14 protein-coding genes are annotated in these 14,634 nt (G+C 69.7%); 7 read left to right on the top strand and 7 right to left on the bottom strand.

What is annotated here, in order from left to right:
• Nucleotides 1–35 precede the first annotated feature (35 nt).
• Entirely contained in the window at nt 36–1,421 is a 1,386-nt protein-coding gene (locus ACFWYS_RS22295; RefSeq protein WP_384771568.1) for a class II fumarate hydratase, read from the bottom strand.
• A 178-nt stretch (nt 1,422–1,599) separates the two neighbouring features.
• A complete protein-coding gene (locus tag ACFWYS_RS22290) occupies nt 1,600–3,267 on the bottom strand; it encodes a fumarate hydratase (protein WP_384771566.1) in 1,668 nt (555 codons plus the stop codon).
• Nucleotides 3,268–3,453: 186 nt separating this feature from the next.
• On the opposite strand from ACFWYS_RS22290, the gene ACFWYS_RS22285 reads away from it, so the two are divergent.
• Both ACFWYS_RS22285 and ACFWYS_RS22280 read left to right on the top strand, forming a co-directional pair.
• A complete protein-coding gene (locus tag ACFWYS_RS22285; RefSeq protein WP_384771563.1) occupies nt 3,454–4,137 on the top strand; it encodes a DUF1707 domain-containing protein in 684 nt (227 codons plus the stop codon).
• 174 nt (nt 4,138–4,311) lie between these two features.
• Nucleotides 4,312–4,689 carry a WhiB family transcriptional regulator gene (locus ACFWYS_RS22280; RefSeq protein ID WP_384771560.1) on the top strand — a complete coding sequence of 126 codons (378 nt, stop codon included), beginning with the start codon at nt 4,312–4,314 and terminating at the stop codon, nt 4,687–4,689.
• A 78-nt stretch (nt 4,690–4,767) separates the two neighbouring features.
• Here ACFWYS_RS22280 and glpX read toward each other — a convergent pair whose 3' ends face one another.
• On the bottom strand, nt 4,768–5,805 hold the full coding sequence (gene glpX, locus ACFWYS_RS22275; RefSeq protein ID WP_384771557.1) for a class II fructose-bisphosphatase: 1,038 nt from the start codon (nt 5,803–5,805) through the stop codon (nt 4,768–4,770).
• Between the two features lie 127 nt (nt 5,806–5,932).
• Here glpX and ACFWYS_RS22270 point away from each other — a divergent pair, with 127 nt between their 5' ends.
• On the top strand, nt 5,933–6,454 hold the full coding sequence (locus tag ACFWYS_RS22270; protein ID WP_384771554.1) for a DUF4245 domain-containing protein: 522 nt from the start codon (nt 5,933–5,935) through the stop codon (nt 6,452–6,454).
• A gap of 100 nt (nt 6,455–6,554) precedes the next feature.
• Here the strand turns inward: ACFWYS_RS22270 and ACFWYS_RS22265 are convergent, their stop codons facing one another.
• The 3 genes from ACFWYS_RS22265 to xseA form a co-directional block, all read right to left on the bottom strand.
• Nucleotides 6,555–7,145, bottom strand: coding sequence for a malonic semialdehyde reductase (locus tag ACFWYS_RS22265; protein WP_384771551.1), 591 nt, complete (start codon nt 7,143–7,145; stop codon nt 6,555–6,557).
• Nucleotides 7,146–7,291: 146 nt separating this feature from the next.
• Nucleotides 7,292–7,543 (bottom strand): exodeoxyribonuclease VII small subunit, encoded by a 252-nt coding sequence (locus tag ACFWYS_RS22260; RefSeq protein WP_384771548.1) that lies wholly within the window; start codon nt 7,541–7,543, stop codon nt 7,292–7,294.
• Nucleotides 7,544–7,552: 9 nt separating this feature from the next.
• Nucleotides 7,553–8,773, bottom strand: a complete 1,221-nt coding sequence (xseA, locus tag ACFWYS_RS22255) for an exodeoxyribonuclease VII large subunit (RefSeq protein WP_384771545.1) — start codon at nt 8,771–8,773, stop codon at nt 7,553–7,555.
• Nucleotides 8,774–9,096: 323 nt separating this feature from the next.
• On the opposite strand from xseA, the gene ACFWYS_RS22250 reads away from it, so the two are divergent.
• Together ACFWYS_RS22250 and ppgK are read left to right on the top strand one after the other, a co-directional pair.
• Nucleotides 9,097–10,122 carry a 4-hydroxy-3-methylbut-2-enyl diphosphate reductase gene (locus ACFWYS_RS22250; protein WP_384771543.1) on the top strand — a complete coding sequence of 342 codons (1,026 nt, stop codon included), beginning with the start codon at nt 9,097–9,099 and terminating at the stop codon, nt 10,120–10,122.
• Between the two features lie 29 nt (nt 10,123–10,151).
• Nucleotides 10,152–10,904 (top strand): polyphosphate--glucose phosphotransferase, encoded by a 753-nt coding sequence (gene ppgK, locus ACFWYS_RS22245; RefSeq protein ID WP_384771540.1) that lies wholly within the window; start codon nt 10,152–10,154, stop codon nt 10,902–10,904.
• A gap of 19 nt (nt 10,905–10,923) precedes the next feature.
• Here ppgK and ACFWYS_RS22240 read toward each other — a convergent pair whose 3' ends face one another.
• A complete protein-coding gene (locus ACFWYS_RS22240; RefSeq protein ID WP_384771537.1) occupies nt 10,924–11,559 on the bottom strand; it encodes a DUF6542 domain-containing protein in 636 nt (211 codons plus the stop codon).
• Between the two features lie 365 nt (nt 11,560–11,924).
• Between ACFWYS_RS22240 and ychF the strand changes: the two genes are divergently transcribed.
• Nucleotides 11,925–13,013, top strand: a complete 1,089-nt coding sequence (gene ychF, locus ACFWYS_RS22235) for a redox-regulated ATPase YchF (protein ID WP_384771534.1) — start codon at nt 11,925–11,927, stop codon at nt 13,011–13,013.
• 152 nt (nt 13,014–13,165) lie between these two features.
• On the top strand, nt 13,166–14,584 hold the full coding sequence (locus ACFWYS_RS22230; RefSeq protein ID WP_384771531.1) for an ATP-binding protein: 1,419 nt from the start codon (nt 13,166–13,168) through the stop codon (nt 14,582–14,584).
• Nucleotides 14,585–14,634 lie beyond the last annotated feature (50 nt).

Genomic DNA, 14,634 nt, shown 5'->3' with positions numbered 1-14,634 from the left:
GCGCCGGTCACGGTTCACGCAACGGTGATCATCGGTTACGGCCGCGTCATCCGCAGGACGTCCAGAGCCTCGTCCAACTGCTGGAGCGTGAGGTCGCCGCGCTCCACATAGCCGCCCTCCAGGACGACTTGGCGGATCGTCCTGCGCTCCGCGAGCGCCTTCTTGGCGACCTTGGCGGCCTCCTCGTACCCGATGTACTTGTTGAGCGGGGTGACCACGGAGGGCGACGACTCGGCGTATTCGAGGGCTCGTTCGCGGTGGGCGACGATGCCGTCGACGGTCCGGTCGGCGAGCAGCCGGGAGGCGTTGGCGAGCAGCCGGACGGATTCCAGGACGTTCTTGGCGATGACCGGGAGCATCACATTGAGCTCGAAGTTGCCGGCGGCCCCGGCGGTGGCCACGGTGGCGTCGTTGCCGACGACCTGCGCGGCGACCATGAGCACGGCCTCCGGGATGACCGGGTTGACCTTGCCGGGCATGATCGAGGAGCCGGGCTGGAGGTCGGGGAGGCTGATCTCGGCGAGCCCGGTGCGCGGCCCGGACGACATCCACCGCAGATCATTGGCGATCTTGGTCAGCCCGACCGCGATCGTCCTGAGCTGCCCGCTGGTCTCGACGATGCCGTCCCGGGCGCCCTGTGCCTCGAAGTGGTCGCGGGCCTCGGTGAGCGGCAGCCCGGTGGCGCGGGCCACCTCCTCGATGACGGCGGCGGAGAAGCCGGGGGGTGTGTTGATGCCGGTGCCCACCGCCGTGCCGCCGAGGGGGAGCTCGGCGAGGCGGGGGAGGGAGGCGTGCAGCCGCTCGACGCCGTACCGGACCTGGGCGGCGTACCCGCCGAACTCCTGGCCCAGTGTCACGGGCGTGGCGTCCATGAGATGCGTACGCCCCGACTTCACCACGTCGGCGAACTCGGCGGCCTTGCGCTCCAGGGCGGCGGCGAGGTGCTCAAGTGCCGGGACGAGGTCGCGGGTGACGGCGGCGGTGGCGGCGATGTGGATGGAGGAGGGGAAGACGTCGTTGGACGACTGGGAGGCGTTCACATGGTCGTTGGGGTGGACGTCCCGCCCGAGCCGCTCGGTCGCGAGGGTGGCGATGACCTCGTTGGCGTTCATGTTGGACGAGGTGCCGGACCCGGTCTGGAACACGTCGATCGGGAAGTGCTCGTCCCACCGCCCCTCGGCGACCTCTTCGGCGGCCTCCTGGATGGCGTCGGCGATGTCCTTGTCGAGCACCCCGAGCCGCGCGTTCACCTTCGCGGCGGCGCCCTTGATCCGGGCGAGCGCCTCGATGTGGGCGCGCTCGATGCGCTGGCCGGAGATCGGGAAGTTCTCGACGGCACGCTGCGTCTGGGCCCGCCACTTGGCGTCGGCGGGGACTCGGACCTCGCCCATGGAGTCGTGCTCGATGCGGTAGTCGCTCATGCCCGTATAGCGATCGAGGCGGGGCGGATGTTCCGGAGATCGCTCCGGTTGCCCTTCTTTTCGGGCGAACGGGTGTTGTGCACCGCGCGCGGGGCAGCCGTCTCGATCAACCGGACCGACCTTGGTGGTGGGGCGGTGGGGCGGCGGGGTGAAATCCGTCCCCGCCGCACCCGAGGCGCTACGCCAGTCCCGGGCCCCGCACCGGAATCGACGTGAACGTCGGCGCCGGCGCCGGGTCCTGGAAGAAGTCGTTGCCCTTGTCGTCGACCACGATGAACGCCGGGAAGTCCTCGACCTCGATCTTCCAGACGGCCTCCATGCCGAGCTCCTCGTACTCGACGACCTCGACCTTCTTGATGCAGTCCTGGGCGAGACGGGCGGCCGGGCCGCCGATGGAGCCGAGGTAGAAGCCGCCGTGCGCGTCGCACGCGTCGGTGACCTGCTTGCTGCGGTTGCCCTTGGCGAGCATGACCTTGGAGCCGCCGGCCGCCTGGAACTGCTCGACGTAGGAGTCCATACGGCCGGCCGTCGTCGGACCGAAGGAACCCGACGCATAGCCCTCGGGCGTCTTCGCCGGACCCGCGTAGTACACCGGGTGGTCCTTCAGGTACTGCGGCATCTCCTCGCCCGCGTCAAGGCGTTCCTTGATCTTGGCGTGCGCGATGTCACGGGCCACGACCAGCGGGCCGGAGAGCGAAAGCCGGGTCTTGACCGGGTACTTGGTCAGCTCGGCGAGGATGGTGTCCATCGGCTGGTTGAGGTCGATCCTGACGACGTCGGACGACTCGTCCAGATGCTCGTCGGTCGTCTCCGGCAGGAACCGTGCCGGGTCCGTCTCCAGCTGCTCCAGGAAGACGCCCTCGGCGGTGATCTTCGCTACGGCCTGCCGGTCGGCCGAGCAGGACACGGCGATGGCGACCGGGCAGGAGGCCCCGTGCCGCGGAAGGCGCACCACGCGCACGTCGTGGCAGAAGTACTTGCCGCCGAACTGCGCCCCGATCCCGATCTTCTGCGTCAGCTCGAAGACCTTCTCCTCCAGCTCCTTGTCCCGGAAGCCGTGGCCCAGCTCCGACCCCTCGGCCGGGATCTCGTCCAGGTAGTGCGCGGAGGCGTACTTCGCGGTCTTGAGGGCGTACTCGGCGCTCGTACCGCCGACCACGATCGCCAGGTGGTACGGCGGACAGGCGGCCGTACCCAGCGAGCGGATCTTCTCCTCCAGGAACTTCATCATGGAGGCCTCGTTCAGGACGGCCTTCGTCTCCTGGTAGAGGAAGGACTTGTTGGCCGAGCCGCCGCCCTTCGCCATGAAGAGGAACTTGTAGGCGCCGCCGTCGGTGGCGTAGAGCTCGATCTGCGCCGGCAGGTTCGACCCGGTGTTCTTCTCGTCCCACATGGTGAGCGGGGCCATCTGCGAGTAGCGCAGGTTGAGGTTCAGGTACGCGTCGTAGATGCCGCGCGACAGGGCCGCCTCGTCACCGCCCTCGGTCAGCACGTTCTGCCCGCGCTTGCCCATCACGATCGCCGTACCGGTGTCCTGGCACATCGGCAGGACGCCCGCCGCCGCGATGTTCGCGTTCTTCAGCAGGTCCAGCGCCACGAACTTGTCGTTGCTCGACGCCTCGGGGTCGTCGATGATCCGGCGCAGCTGGGCCAGGTGGGCCGGGCGCAGGTAGTGCTGGATGTCGTGGATGGCCTCTTCGGCGAGCTTGCGCAGCGCCTCGGGCTCGACCTTGAGGAACGTCCGCCCGTCGGCCTCGAAGGTGGAGACACCCTCGGAGGTCACCAGCCGGTACGGGGTGGTGTCCTCTCCCATGGGGAGCAGATCGGTGTACGCGAACTCAGGCATCTCAGCCCATTCCTCACTCGGCAGACGACTGCCGCCTCCATTGGCGGCCTCATCAGCGTAGAACCTGTCCAAGGCCGGAAGCTTGTGAGGTAAGGCTCAGTTCGTCGCACACAGGGTTCGCGGGGGCTTCATGGGCTTCGTCCACAGGGGGTATCGCGATCTATCGTGTTTGGGTACGCTGCTGCCGTGGACCTTCAGAAGCAGACCGCGCCCGCTGCCACCGCCGAGCTTCGCGCCTCCGACGCCGATCGCGACCGGATCGCCGACATCCTGCGCGACGCCCTGGCCGAGGGCCGCCTCACCGCCGACGAGCACGCCGAGCGCGTCGAGGGCGTGCTGGCGGCCAAGACGGTCGGTGAACTGGACGTGTTCATACGGGACCTGCCCGCCGCCCACCAGCCTCGCGCACCCCGCGCCCCCGCCTACGACCGTCCGGCCCCCGGCGCCGTCCCGGCCGACCCCGACGACCACGTGGTCGCGGTCTTCAGCAGCGCCGTCCGCAAGGGCCGCTGGCGCGCGGGCCGCCGTATCCACGCGTACGCGATCTTCGGCAGCGTCGAGATAGACCTCAGCGAGGCCCTCTTCGAGTACCAGCAGGTCGTGATCCGGGCGATATCGGTCTTCGGCAGCGTCGACGTCCGCGTCCCGGAGAACGTCTCGCTGCGTGGCGCGGGCGGCGGAGTGCTCGGCCACTTCGAGGTGAACCCCCTCGACGCGGAGGACCCGGCGGCGCCGGTCGTCCATGTCGACGGCTGGGCCGTGCTCGGCAGCATCGAGGGCAGGCCGAAGCGGGGGAAACTCGTCGCCGACATTCTCGATCGTGTGGAACGCAAGCTGGACCGGAGTTTGCGCAAGCATTTCGACCGTTGACGGTTGTGAATCGAACCGATTCCCACGGCCCTCCAAGGCCCCCCGGACACCCCACAACGGCGCTCAGGACCCCCCGAAATCCAGCGGTTCGAAACTGACTGCATAGGCGCGCGTACAGCGGGTAGACCTTGCTGCATCGTCTCTCGCTCGCGAAGCCGTCGTCAGGAGTAGACCGTGCTGCAACCGCCGCATTCGTCCCTGCAGGTAGCTGCCGTTCCGGCCCAGCGGGTGCCAGCGCGAGACAGGGATCAAGACGCCCCGTGGCATACGGAGGCGGTGTGCCGCCGCGACGAGGCCGGCCTGTTCTTCGCCCCCTCGAAGGAGCCCACCGCGGCCCGGCTCTCCCGTGAGGAGGCCGCCAAGCGGGTCTGCGCCCGCTGCCCGGTCATGGTCGAGTGCCGCGAACACGCCCTCCTCCAGCCCGAACCGTACGGCGTCTGGGGCGGCCTCACGGCGGCCGAGCGCCGGGTGGTCCTGGCCAGGCGCCGCCGCCGCGAAATGGAACTGACGAAGGCGGCGCGGGCGGCGAACCGGATAGCGCAGGCAGGCTGAGAAGTAAAGAAATTGGGCGCCCCCTCCGCACCGGGGGCGCCCAACGTCTTAAGGGCCGCGCAGCCGCGCGGCGCTAATTCACTTCGCCCTGTCGAAGTCAATCGCGCTGTAGGCCCGCAGCTTCTTCAGCCGGTGCTCGGAATCAATCCGCCGCACCGTCCCCGACTTCGACCGCATCACAATCGAGTCGGTGGTCGCGGTCTCCGACCGATACCGCACACCGCGCAGCAACTCACCGTCCGTGATCCCGGTGGCGACGAAGAACACGTTCTCCCCGGCGACCAGGTCGTCGGTCATCAGCACGCGGTCCAGGTCGTGCCCGGCGTCGATCGCCCGCTGCCGCTCCTCGTCGTCCTTCGGCCACAGCTTGCCCTGGATGGTTCCGCCGAGGCACTTCACGGCACACGCCGAGATGATGCCCTCCGGCGTACCGCCGATACCGAGCAGCATGTCGACGCCGGTGCCCTCGCGCAGCGCGTAGATCGACCCCGCGACATCACCGTCGGAGATCAGCTTGATGCGCGCGCCGGCGTCCCGGATCTCCTTGATGATGCCCTCGTGCCGGGGCCGGTCGAGGATGACGACGGTGACGTCCTCCGGCGTCGACCGCTTCGCCTTGGCGACCCGGCGGATGTTCACCGCCACGGGCGCGTTGATGTCGACGAAGTCGGCGGCCTCGGGGCCGGTGACCAGCTTGTCCATGTAGAACACGGCGGACGGGTCGAACATCGATCCCCGGTCCGCGGCCGCGAGGACGGCGATCGCGTTCGGCATGCCCTTGGCGGTCAGCGTGGTCCCGTCGATCGGGTCGACGGCGATGTCGCACTCCGGTCCGGTTCCGTCGCCGACCTGCTCCCCGTTGAAGAGCATCGGTGCCTCGTCCTTCTCGCCCTCACCGATGACGACGACGCCGTTCATCGACACGGTGGAGACGAGGGTCCGCATGGCGCGCACCGCGGCACCGTCGGCGCCGTTCTTGTCGCCGCGCCCGACCCAGCGGCCCGCGGCCATCGCCGCGGCTTCGGTCACACGGACCAGTTCCAGGGCCAGGTTGCGGTCGGGGGCTTCGCTCGGTACTTCGAGCTCGGACGGCAGATGATGATGATTCTCGGTCATCGGAACGCACCTTTCTGATACGACGACGGCCGGATGAGGGTGACGCCCTGACTCTATCCTCGGGCCTGCAGGATGAGCAGGGGGCCCCACGGATGAGCAGACCGGGGCACCTGCGACGATAGGGGGCGTGGCAGGTTCGAACGGCAAGCAGAAGTCGGTCCGGAACATGGTGCTCTCCCTGGGAGTGACCGTGCTCGCGGCGGGAGTCATCTATCTCTTCGTTCCCCGTGAGGGCGGCACCCCCGACCTCCCGCGGGTCGACTACCGCGTCGAACTGCTGACGGCCCGCCGGGCGGCGTCCTACCCGGTGGCCGCGCCCCAGGGTCTGCCCGACACCTGGAAGCCGACCTCCGTCCGGTTCCGGGGCGACAAGGCCGACGCCTGGCATCTCGGTTTCCACACCCCCGACGGGCAGTACGTGCAGATCGAGCAGTCCACTCAGAAGCCGGCGGAGTTCATCGAAGAGGCCAGCCAGGGCGGCCGGCAGACCAAGGGCACCCAGAAGATCGGCGACCGGACGTGGACGCGGTACACGGGCGGCCGCTACGACGCGCTCGTCCACCAGGAGAACGGCGCGACGACCGTGGTGGCGGGCACGGGCTCGTTCGAGCAGCTGAAGCAGATGGCGGCGGCGCTGAAGACGGCGTGAGCGATCGGGCGTGACCTCCCGGGCATGACGGTCGTGACCTCCCACGCATGACGAAGGCCCCCGGCGTCGGTGCCGGGGGCCTTCCTCATGCGCGGTCGGTTCAGACCGTGGTGACGACCTGGTCGAACTCCAGCCGCGGGGAGCGCGGGTACCAGGCGTCCGGGCCCGGCTTGCCGATGTTGACGACCATCAGCGGGGTGTGGTCGTCGTCCAGGAACTCCTTGCGGACGCCCTCGAAGTCGAAGCCGGTCATCGGGCCGGCGGCGAGCCCCGCGGCGCGGATGCCGACGATGAAGTACGCGGCCTGCAGGGCGGCGTTCATCCCGGCGGCGTTCTCACGGGCCGCGCGCTCACTGAAGAAGAGGTCCTTGGCCTGCGGGAACGCCGGGAACAGGGTCGGCAGCTCCTCGTGGAACTCGTTGTCCGCGGAGAGGATCGCGACCAGCGGGGCGGCGGCGGTCTTGGCCTGGTTGCCCTCGGCCATGTGCTGCACCAGACGCTCACGGGCCTCGGCCGAGCGGACCAGGGTGATGCGCAGCGGCGTCTGGTTGAAGGCGGTGGGGCCGTACTTGACCAGGTCGTAGATCGCCTGGACCTGCTCCTCGGTCACCGGCTCGTCGGTGAAGGCGTTCGCGGTGCGGGCCTCGCGGAACAGCAGGTCCTGGGCGGCGGGGTCAAGGGCGAGAGACATGCGTGAACCTTCTCGGGGTGTGCGGCGTGCGGGTAAACGGACCGGGGACCGGTTTCGTCTTCGACGGTACGCGACACAAGTTCAAGGTTCAACAAAAAGCAGGGCGTGGTGATCCGCTTCACAGTCCCGCCCTGCTGCTCCGACGGCTACGACTCGCCCGCGCCGTCTTCCTCCCCGGCTCCCGCCTCGGCCTCGGCTTCCTCGGCGAGCGCGGCGTCCAGGCGCGCCCGTGCCCCCTCCAGCCAGCGTCGGCACACCTTGGCCAGCTCCTCGCCCCGCTCCCACAGCGCGAGGGACTCCTCCAGCGTCGTACCGCCCGCCTCCAGTCGCCGTACGACCTCGATCAGCTCGTCCCGGGCCTGCTCGTAGCCCAGTGCCTCTTCCACCTTGCTGGTCATGCGCCCACCCTATGCATCGGCTCGTGCGTCGACTCGTACGGAGAACTCACCCTCGGCGACCCGCGCCCGCAGCGCCTCGTCCGCGGTCACCTCGTCCGGGTCACGGACCACGTGCCCGTCGGCCCTCTGCAGCACCGCATACCCCCGCTTCAGGGTCGCGGCGGGGGAGAGGGCCACCACGCGTGCGTGCGTGTGCGTCAGCTCGGAGTCGGCGCGGTCGAGGTGGTGGCCGAGGCAGCGGCGGCCGCGGTCGAGCAGGGACGCCACATGATCGGCACGCTCGTCGATCATCCGGTGCGGGTCCTCTATCGAGGGCCGCGCGAGGGCGTGCGCGAGCCCGCGCTCCTCCCGCTCGATGAACGCCTCGACACAGCGCCGGGCCCGGTCGCGCAGCAGCCGTACGCGCTCGTACTCCTCGCCCACGTCCGGTACGACCTTCTTGGCGGCGTCGGTGGGGGTGGAGGCGCGCAGGTCGGCGACGTGGTCCAGGAGGGGGTTGTCGGGCTCGTGCCCGATGGCGGAGACCACCGGGGTACGGCAGGACGCCACGGCTCGCACCAACTGCTCGTCGGAGAAGGGCAGCAGGTCCTCGACGCTGCCGCCGCCGCGGGCGACGATGATCACGTCCACCGCGTCGATCTCGTCGAGTTCCTTCACCGCCTGGACGACCTGCGGTACGGCGTGCACGCCCTGCACGGGGACGTTGCGCACTTCGAAGCGGACGGCGGGCCAGCGGTGCCGGGCGTTCTCCAGGACGTCCCGCTCGGCGGCGGAGGCCCGCCCGCAGACGAGGCCGATGAGCTGGGGCAGGAAGGGGAGCGGCTTCTTGCGCTCCGGGGCGAAGAGTCCCTCGGCGGTGAGTGCCTTCTTCAGCATCTCCAGACGGGCGAGGAGCTCGCCGACGCCGACCGGCCTTATCTCGGTGGCCCGCAGGGAGAGCTGGCCGCGGGGGGCGTACCACTCGGGTTTGGCGAGTACGACGACGCGGGCGCCCTCGCTCACCACGTCGGCGACGGCGTCGAAGACCTGGCGGTAGGCCGTCACGCTGACGGAGATGTCGTACGACGGGTCGCGCAGGGTGAGGAACACGACGCCGGCGCCGGGGCGTCTCGACAGCTGGGTGATCTGGCCCTCGACCCACACCGCTCCGAGGCGGTCGATCCAGCCGCCGATGAGGCGTGACACCTCGCCGACGGGCAGGGCGGATTCGGGGGACGTGTTCACAGCCATGCGCCGAGCGTAACGGGCGGCACTGACAGGGACGGGCGAGCGGCGGAGGCCGTGGCGCGTGGGTGCCGAGCACGGGAGGACGGGCACGGGAAGCGGGAGGACGGGCACGGGACGACGGGGCAGTGGCGGACGAGCGGTGGAAGCCGCGGCTCCGCCTGCCTCGGGTCCCTCGATCGGCGTACTCCCGCCGCGCCCCACCCGGTCGTCACGGCCCCTCCTCAGCCTCGCCCGTCCTCAGAGCCCCCTCCCCTCACACCCCGTCGCCAATCCCGGCACCAAGCCGTCACCTGCGCGATCTTCGGTGCCCCGGGCGCACCCTTACGATGGGGTGCATGACTGCTTCGCCTGGCCGCCGTGTCCTGCTCGCCGCCCCCCGTGGCTACTGCGCGGGCGTGGACCGCGCCGTGATCGCCGTCGAGAAAGCCCTGGAGCAGTACGGCGCTCCGGTGTACGTCCGACACGAGATCGTCCACAACAAGTACGTCGTGCAGACCCTGGAGAAGAAGGGCGCCGTCTTCGTCGAGCGGACGGAGGAGGTTCCGCCGGGGAACATCGTCATGTTCTCGGCGCACGGTGTCGCTCCCGTCGTGCACGAAGAGGCCGCGCGGGGACAGCTCGCCACCATCGACGCGACCTGCCCGCTGGTCACCAAGGTCCACAAGGAAGCCGTCCGCTTCGCCAATGAGGACTACGACATCCTCCTGATCGGGCACGAAGGCCACGAAGAGGTCATCGGCACGTCCGGCGAGGCCCCCGACCACATCCAGCTCGTCGACGGACCCGAGGACGTAGCCAAGGTCGAGGTCCGCGACCCGTCGAAGATCGTCTGGCTCTCCCAGACCACCCTCTCCGTCGACGAGACCATGGAGACCGTCGACGCGCTGAAGGAGAAGTTCCCGCAGCTGATCTCCCCGCCCAGCGACGACATCTGCTACGCCACGCAGAACCGCCAGCTCGCCGTGAAGCAGATGGGCGCCGAGGCCGAGCTGGTCATCGTGGTCGGCTCCCGCAACTCCTCCAACTCCAAGCGGCTGGTCGAGGTCGCCAAGCTGGCCGGCTCCCGCGAGGCCTACCTCGTGGACTTCGCCAGCGAGATCGACGACGCCTGGCTGGAGGGCGTGACCACGGTGGGCGTCACCTCCGGCGCCTCCGTACCGGAGGTGCTGGTCGAGGAGGTCCTGGAATGGCTCGCCGAGCGCGGCTACGGCGACGTCGAGCTCGTCAAGGCCGCCGAGGAGTCCATCACCTTCTCGCTCCCCAAGGAACTGCGCCGTGACCTGCGTGAGGAGGCGGCGGCGCTGATCGCCGAGCGCACGGGGTCCGGTGACTCCAGCGACTCCGTGGAGTGACCGTCAGTCCTGCGTCGTAACGTAGAGCCATGCAGATCTTCGGCTTGGACATCGGTGGATCCGGGATCAAGGGTGCCCCGGTGGATCTGGACAGGGGCGACCTCGCGGAGGAGCGCTTCAAGGTGCTCACTCCGCACCCGGCCACACCCGACGGCGTGGCCGACGGGGTGAAGCAGGTCGTCGAGCACTACGGCTGGACGGGGCCCGTCGGGCTCACGTTCCCCGGCGTGGTCACCGACGGCGCCACGATCCGTACGGCGGCGAACGTCGACAAGAGCTGGATCGACACCGACGCGCGCGCGTTGTTCAGCGAGCGTCTCGGCAGCCACCCGGTGACGGTGGTCAACGACGCGGACGCGGCCGGCGTCGCCGAGATGCACTTCGGTGCGGGCCGCGACCGCCGGGGCACGGTGATCCTCCTCACCTTCGGCACGGGCATCGGCAGCGCGCTGTTCGTCGACGGCACCCTCGTCCCCAACACCGAGCTGGGCCACCTCGAACTCCACGGCCACGACGCCGAGAAGCGCGCCTCCAGCAAGGCCAAGGAGGACGAGGAGATGAGCTGGGAGCACTGGGCCCACCGCGTCCACAAGTACCTCGCCCATGTCGAGATGCTGTTCTCCCCGGAGCTGTTCATCATCGGCGGCGGGGTGAGCCGCAAGTCCCACAAGTTCCTGCACTACATCGAGGGCATCAAGGCGGAGATCGTCCCGGCCCAGCTGCAGAACAACGCGGGGATCGTGGGGGCGGCGATGCGGGCGGCCGAGAAGGACGGCTACTAGCAGGACGGCCGGCCGACGGTCACTGTGGCCGGCGGCGGGCCGCTGCCCTGCGTGCCAGCAGGGCGGCCTTGCGTACGGTCACGATGAGGCCGGCGATCAGCGTCCCCCCGTACAGCCACCCGGCCTGGGTGGCGAGGGCGGTGAACAGCCCCATCAGGTGATCGCCGAGTCCCCCGCCGGTGTCGGCCACCGGGATCAGCCCCACCGTGAACGCGATCGGCAGGACCACCGGCGCGGTCATCAGGTCGCCCTTGCGCACCCAGACCGCGGTCAGCACGCACACCGGCAGGAAGAGCACGCTGTACGCCGTGAGCGACGACCCGAACAGCAGCGCGTCGACATAGCCGAGCACGAGCATCACGGCGGCGCCGAACAGGCCGCTGCCCAGCCCGGTGAGCCGGGGGTTGGGGAACCGGCGTACCGGCTGCGGCGGTGGGGGCGGCCCCGGGCGTCGTACCGCCTCCGCCGCCGGGGCCGTGCCCGGACGGCGCTGGGCGACGGGCCGGGGCGAGCGGGCGGGCGGGGCGGGGCGCGCAGGCCGGGCGGGTCGGGAGGGGCGAGCCGGCCGGGTGGCCCCGGCCGGCCGGGGCGGGCCGAACCCCTCTCCGGCGAAACGCCCCTCACCCCGGACCGGTTCGTCCCCACCCCGTGCCAAAACCCACTCACCCCTCATCGGTCCGTACCCACCCCGTGCAAAGCCACCGTCACCCCTCATCGACATCGGCCCGTGCCGGCGATGGCGGTGACGGACCCCGTCGTGACTCGTACTCGGCAGGTCGCGCCCTGTCTTGCTCCACTGCACCAACCTAGGTCGGTTTATGTGGTGAATCGGCCCTCAGACACGCCTTGGGGCGGACCTTGGCCACCTGTTCGACGGGACGCCGGGGCCGGGCCCGGCACGCCGTAGACTGGTGGATCGGCCCGTGCATCTGCGTCGAAGATCGATCGGCATCGAAGATCGAAGAAGGACCGGGCCCCAGCCCAGCCCCTGAAGTCCTCTCACGTACGGGAAGTCGCAACGTGTCGCTCACGATCGGAATCGTCGGTCTGCCGAATGTCGGCAAGTCGACCCTGTTCAACGCCCTGACCAAGAACGACGTGCTGGCGGCCAACTACCCGTTCGCCACGATCGAGCCGAACGTCGGTGTCGTGGGCGTCCCGGACGCGCGGCTGACCAAGTTGGCCGAGATCTTCTCCTCCCAGCGGGTCCTCCCCGCGACCGTCGACTTCGTGGACATCGCGGGCATCGTGCGCGGCGCCTCCGAGGGCGAGGGCCTGGGCAACAAGTTCCTGGCGAACATCCGTGAGTCCGACGCGATCTGCCAGGTCATCCGCGCCTTCAAGGACGAGAACGTCGTCCACGTCGACGGCAAGGTCTCGCCCAAGGACGACATCGAGACGATCAACACCGAGCTCATCCTCGCCGACCTCCAGACCATCGAGAAGGTCCTGCCCCGGCTCCAGAAGGAGTCGCGGATCAAGAAGGACATCGCGCCGAAGGTCAAGGCCGTCGAGGAGGCCCAGGCGATCCTGGAGAAGGGCGACACGCTGTTCTCCGCGGGCATCGTCCAGGGCTCGGGCAACGAGGAGCTCCTGCACGACCTGCACCTCCTCACCACCAAGCCCTTCCTCTACGTCTTCAACGTCGACGAGGACGAGCTGGTCGACGAGGACTTCAAGGCCGAGCAGCGTGCCCTGGTCGCCCCCGCCGAGGCGATCTTCCTGAACGCCAAGCTGGAGGCCGACCTCGCCGAGCTCGACGAGGAGGACGCGATGGAGCTGCTGGAGTCCGTCGGCACCGAGGAGCCCGGCCTCGCCACCCTCGCCCGCGTCGGCTTCAACACCCTCGGCCTGCAGACCTACCTCACGGCCGGCCCCAAGGAATCCCGCGCCTGGACCATCAAGAAGGGCGCCACCGCCCCCGAGGCCGCCGGCGTCATCCACACCGACTTCCAGAAGGGCTTCATCAAGGCCGAGGTCATCTCCTTCGCCGACCTGGTGGAGACCGGCTCGGTGGCGGAGGCCCGCGCGAAGGGGAAGGCGCGTATGGAGGGCAAGGACTATGTGATGCAGGACGGGGACGTCGTGGAGTTCCGCTTCAACGTGTAGCGGGTGCCTCACCACCACGTCACTGACCTGGCAGACATACAGGTCATAGGGGCTCGGCTCTTCGGAGTCGGGCCCCTGGTCCATTCACCCGACTCTGATAACTTCAATGTTACTAACATTGCCGTTAGTGTCATGGGTGGAGGTCGGCGGACATGGTGGATTTCGTAGGCCGTCGGCAGGAGCTGGCGACGCTGGAGCGGGAGCTTCAGAAGGTGGCGGCAGGGGTCGGCGGTGAGCGGCCCGGTCGGTGTGTGATGCTGCGCGGGCGGCGCCGGGTGGGGAAGTCGCGGCTGGTCGAGCGGTTCGTGGAGGGTGCCGGGGCGCCCTTCTTGTTCTACGCGGCCACCGGTGCGTCACCGGGGGATGATCTGGCGCGGCTGGCCCGGGACGCCCAGGTGTCGACGCTGCCACTGGCACAGCTGGTGTCCGCCGCGCGACCGGAGAGCTGGGATGCGGCGTTCGACGTACTGGCCGCCGCGCTGCCCGCCGACCGGGCCAGTGTGCTGGTCGTCGACGAGGTGCCGTACCTGATGGATGCCGATGGCGCGTTCGAGGGGATGCTCCAGCGGGCCTGGGACCGGGCGCTGGAGACCAAACCGGTGCTGCTGGTCCTCATCGGCTCGGATCTGTCGATGATGGAGGCGCTGAACAGCTACGGACGCCCCTTCCACCAGCGTGGTCGGGAGATGGTGCTGGGCCCACTGAACCCCGCCGAGGTCGGGCGGATGCTGGGACTGGATCCGGCCGAAGCCTTCGACGCAGCGCTGGTCACCGGAGGGCTGCCGCTGATCTGCGCGGAGTGGCCGCACGGCGCGGGACTGTGGGACTTCCTCGGCGAGGCGCTCAACGATCCGGTCTCGGCACTGCTGGTGTCCGCCGAACGCTCGCTGGCCGCGGAGTTCCCGCCGCAGGCCCAGGCCCGTGCGGTGCTGGCGGCGATCGGCAGTGGCGAGCGGACCTTCACCAACATCGCCCGTGCGGCCGGCGGTATCGGCGCCACGCCGCTGCAGCGAGCGCTGGAGCTGCTCACGCACAAGCGGATCGTCGCCGGGGAGTTGCCCGTGTCCCTGCGCCCGTCGAAGGACCGCCGCTACCGGGTGACGGATCCGTACCTGCGGTTCTGGCTGCACCTTCTCGGCCCTTCCATGCAGGAGATCGAGCGGGGACGGGGTGATCTGGCGTTGGCCCGGATCCGGGAGAACTGGACCAGCTGGCGCGGCCGGGCCGTCGAGCCGCTCGTCCGCGAGGCGCTCGCCCGGATGCTGCCCGACGGCCCGCTGCCCGCTGCCCCCGCGGTGGGCGGCTACTGGACGCGCACCAACGACATCGAGATCGACATCGTCGGGGCGGACCGCGCCCCCGTCGCCAAGGAGCTGCTGTTCGTCGGCTCCGTCAAGTGGCAGGAGCAGTCCCCCTTCGACCGGCACGACCTGGCAGCCCTCCACCGCCACCGGGCCGCGCTCACCGCCGAACCCGTCCCGGTCGTGGCGGTCTCCCGCAGCGGCATCGACTGCCCGGGACTCGAAGCCGCCTACGGCCCCGCCGATCTGCTGACGGCATGGCCGCTGTGAGCGGCGAAACGCGGCGGCGACAGCGGCGCGAGCACCCGGACTTCAGTCAT

This window comes from Streptomyces sp. NPDC059010, from assembly GCF_042740355.1.
Lineage (GTDB): Bacteria > Actinomycetota > Actinomycetes > Streptomycetales > Streptomycetaceae > Streptomyces.
The sequence above is the reverse complement of the archived record's forward strand: the minus strand, read 5'-3'. Positions and strand labels throughout refer to the sequence as shown.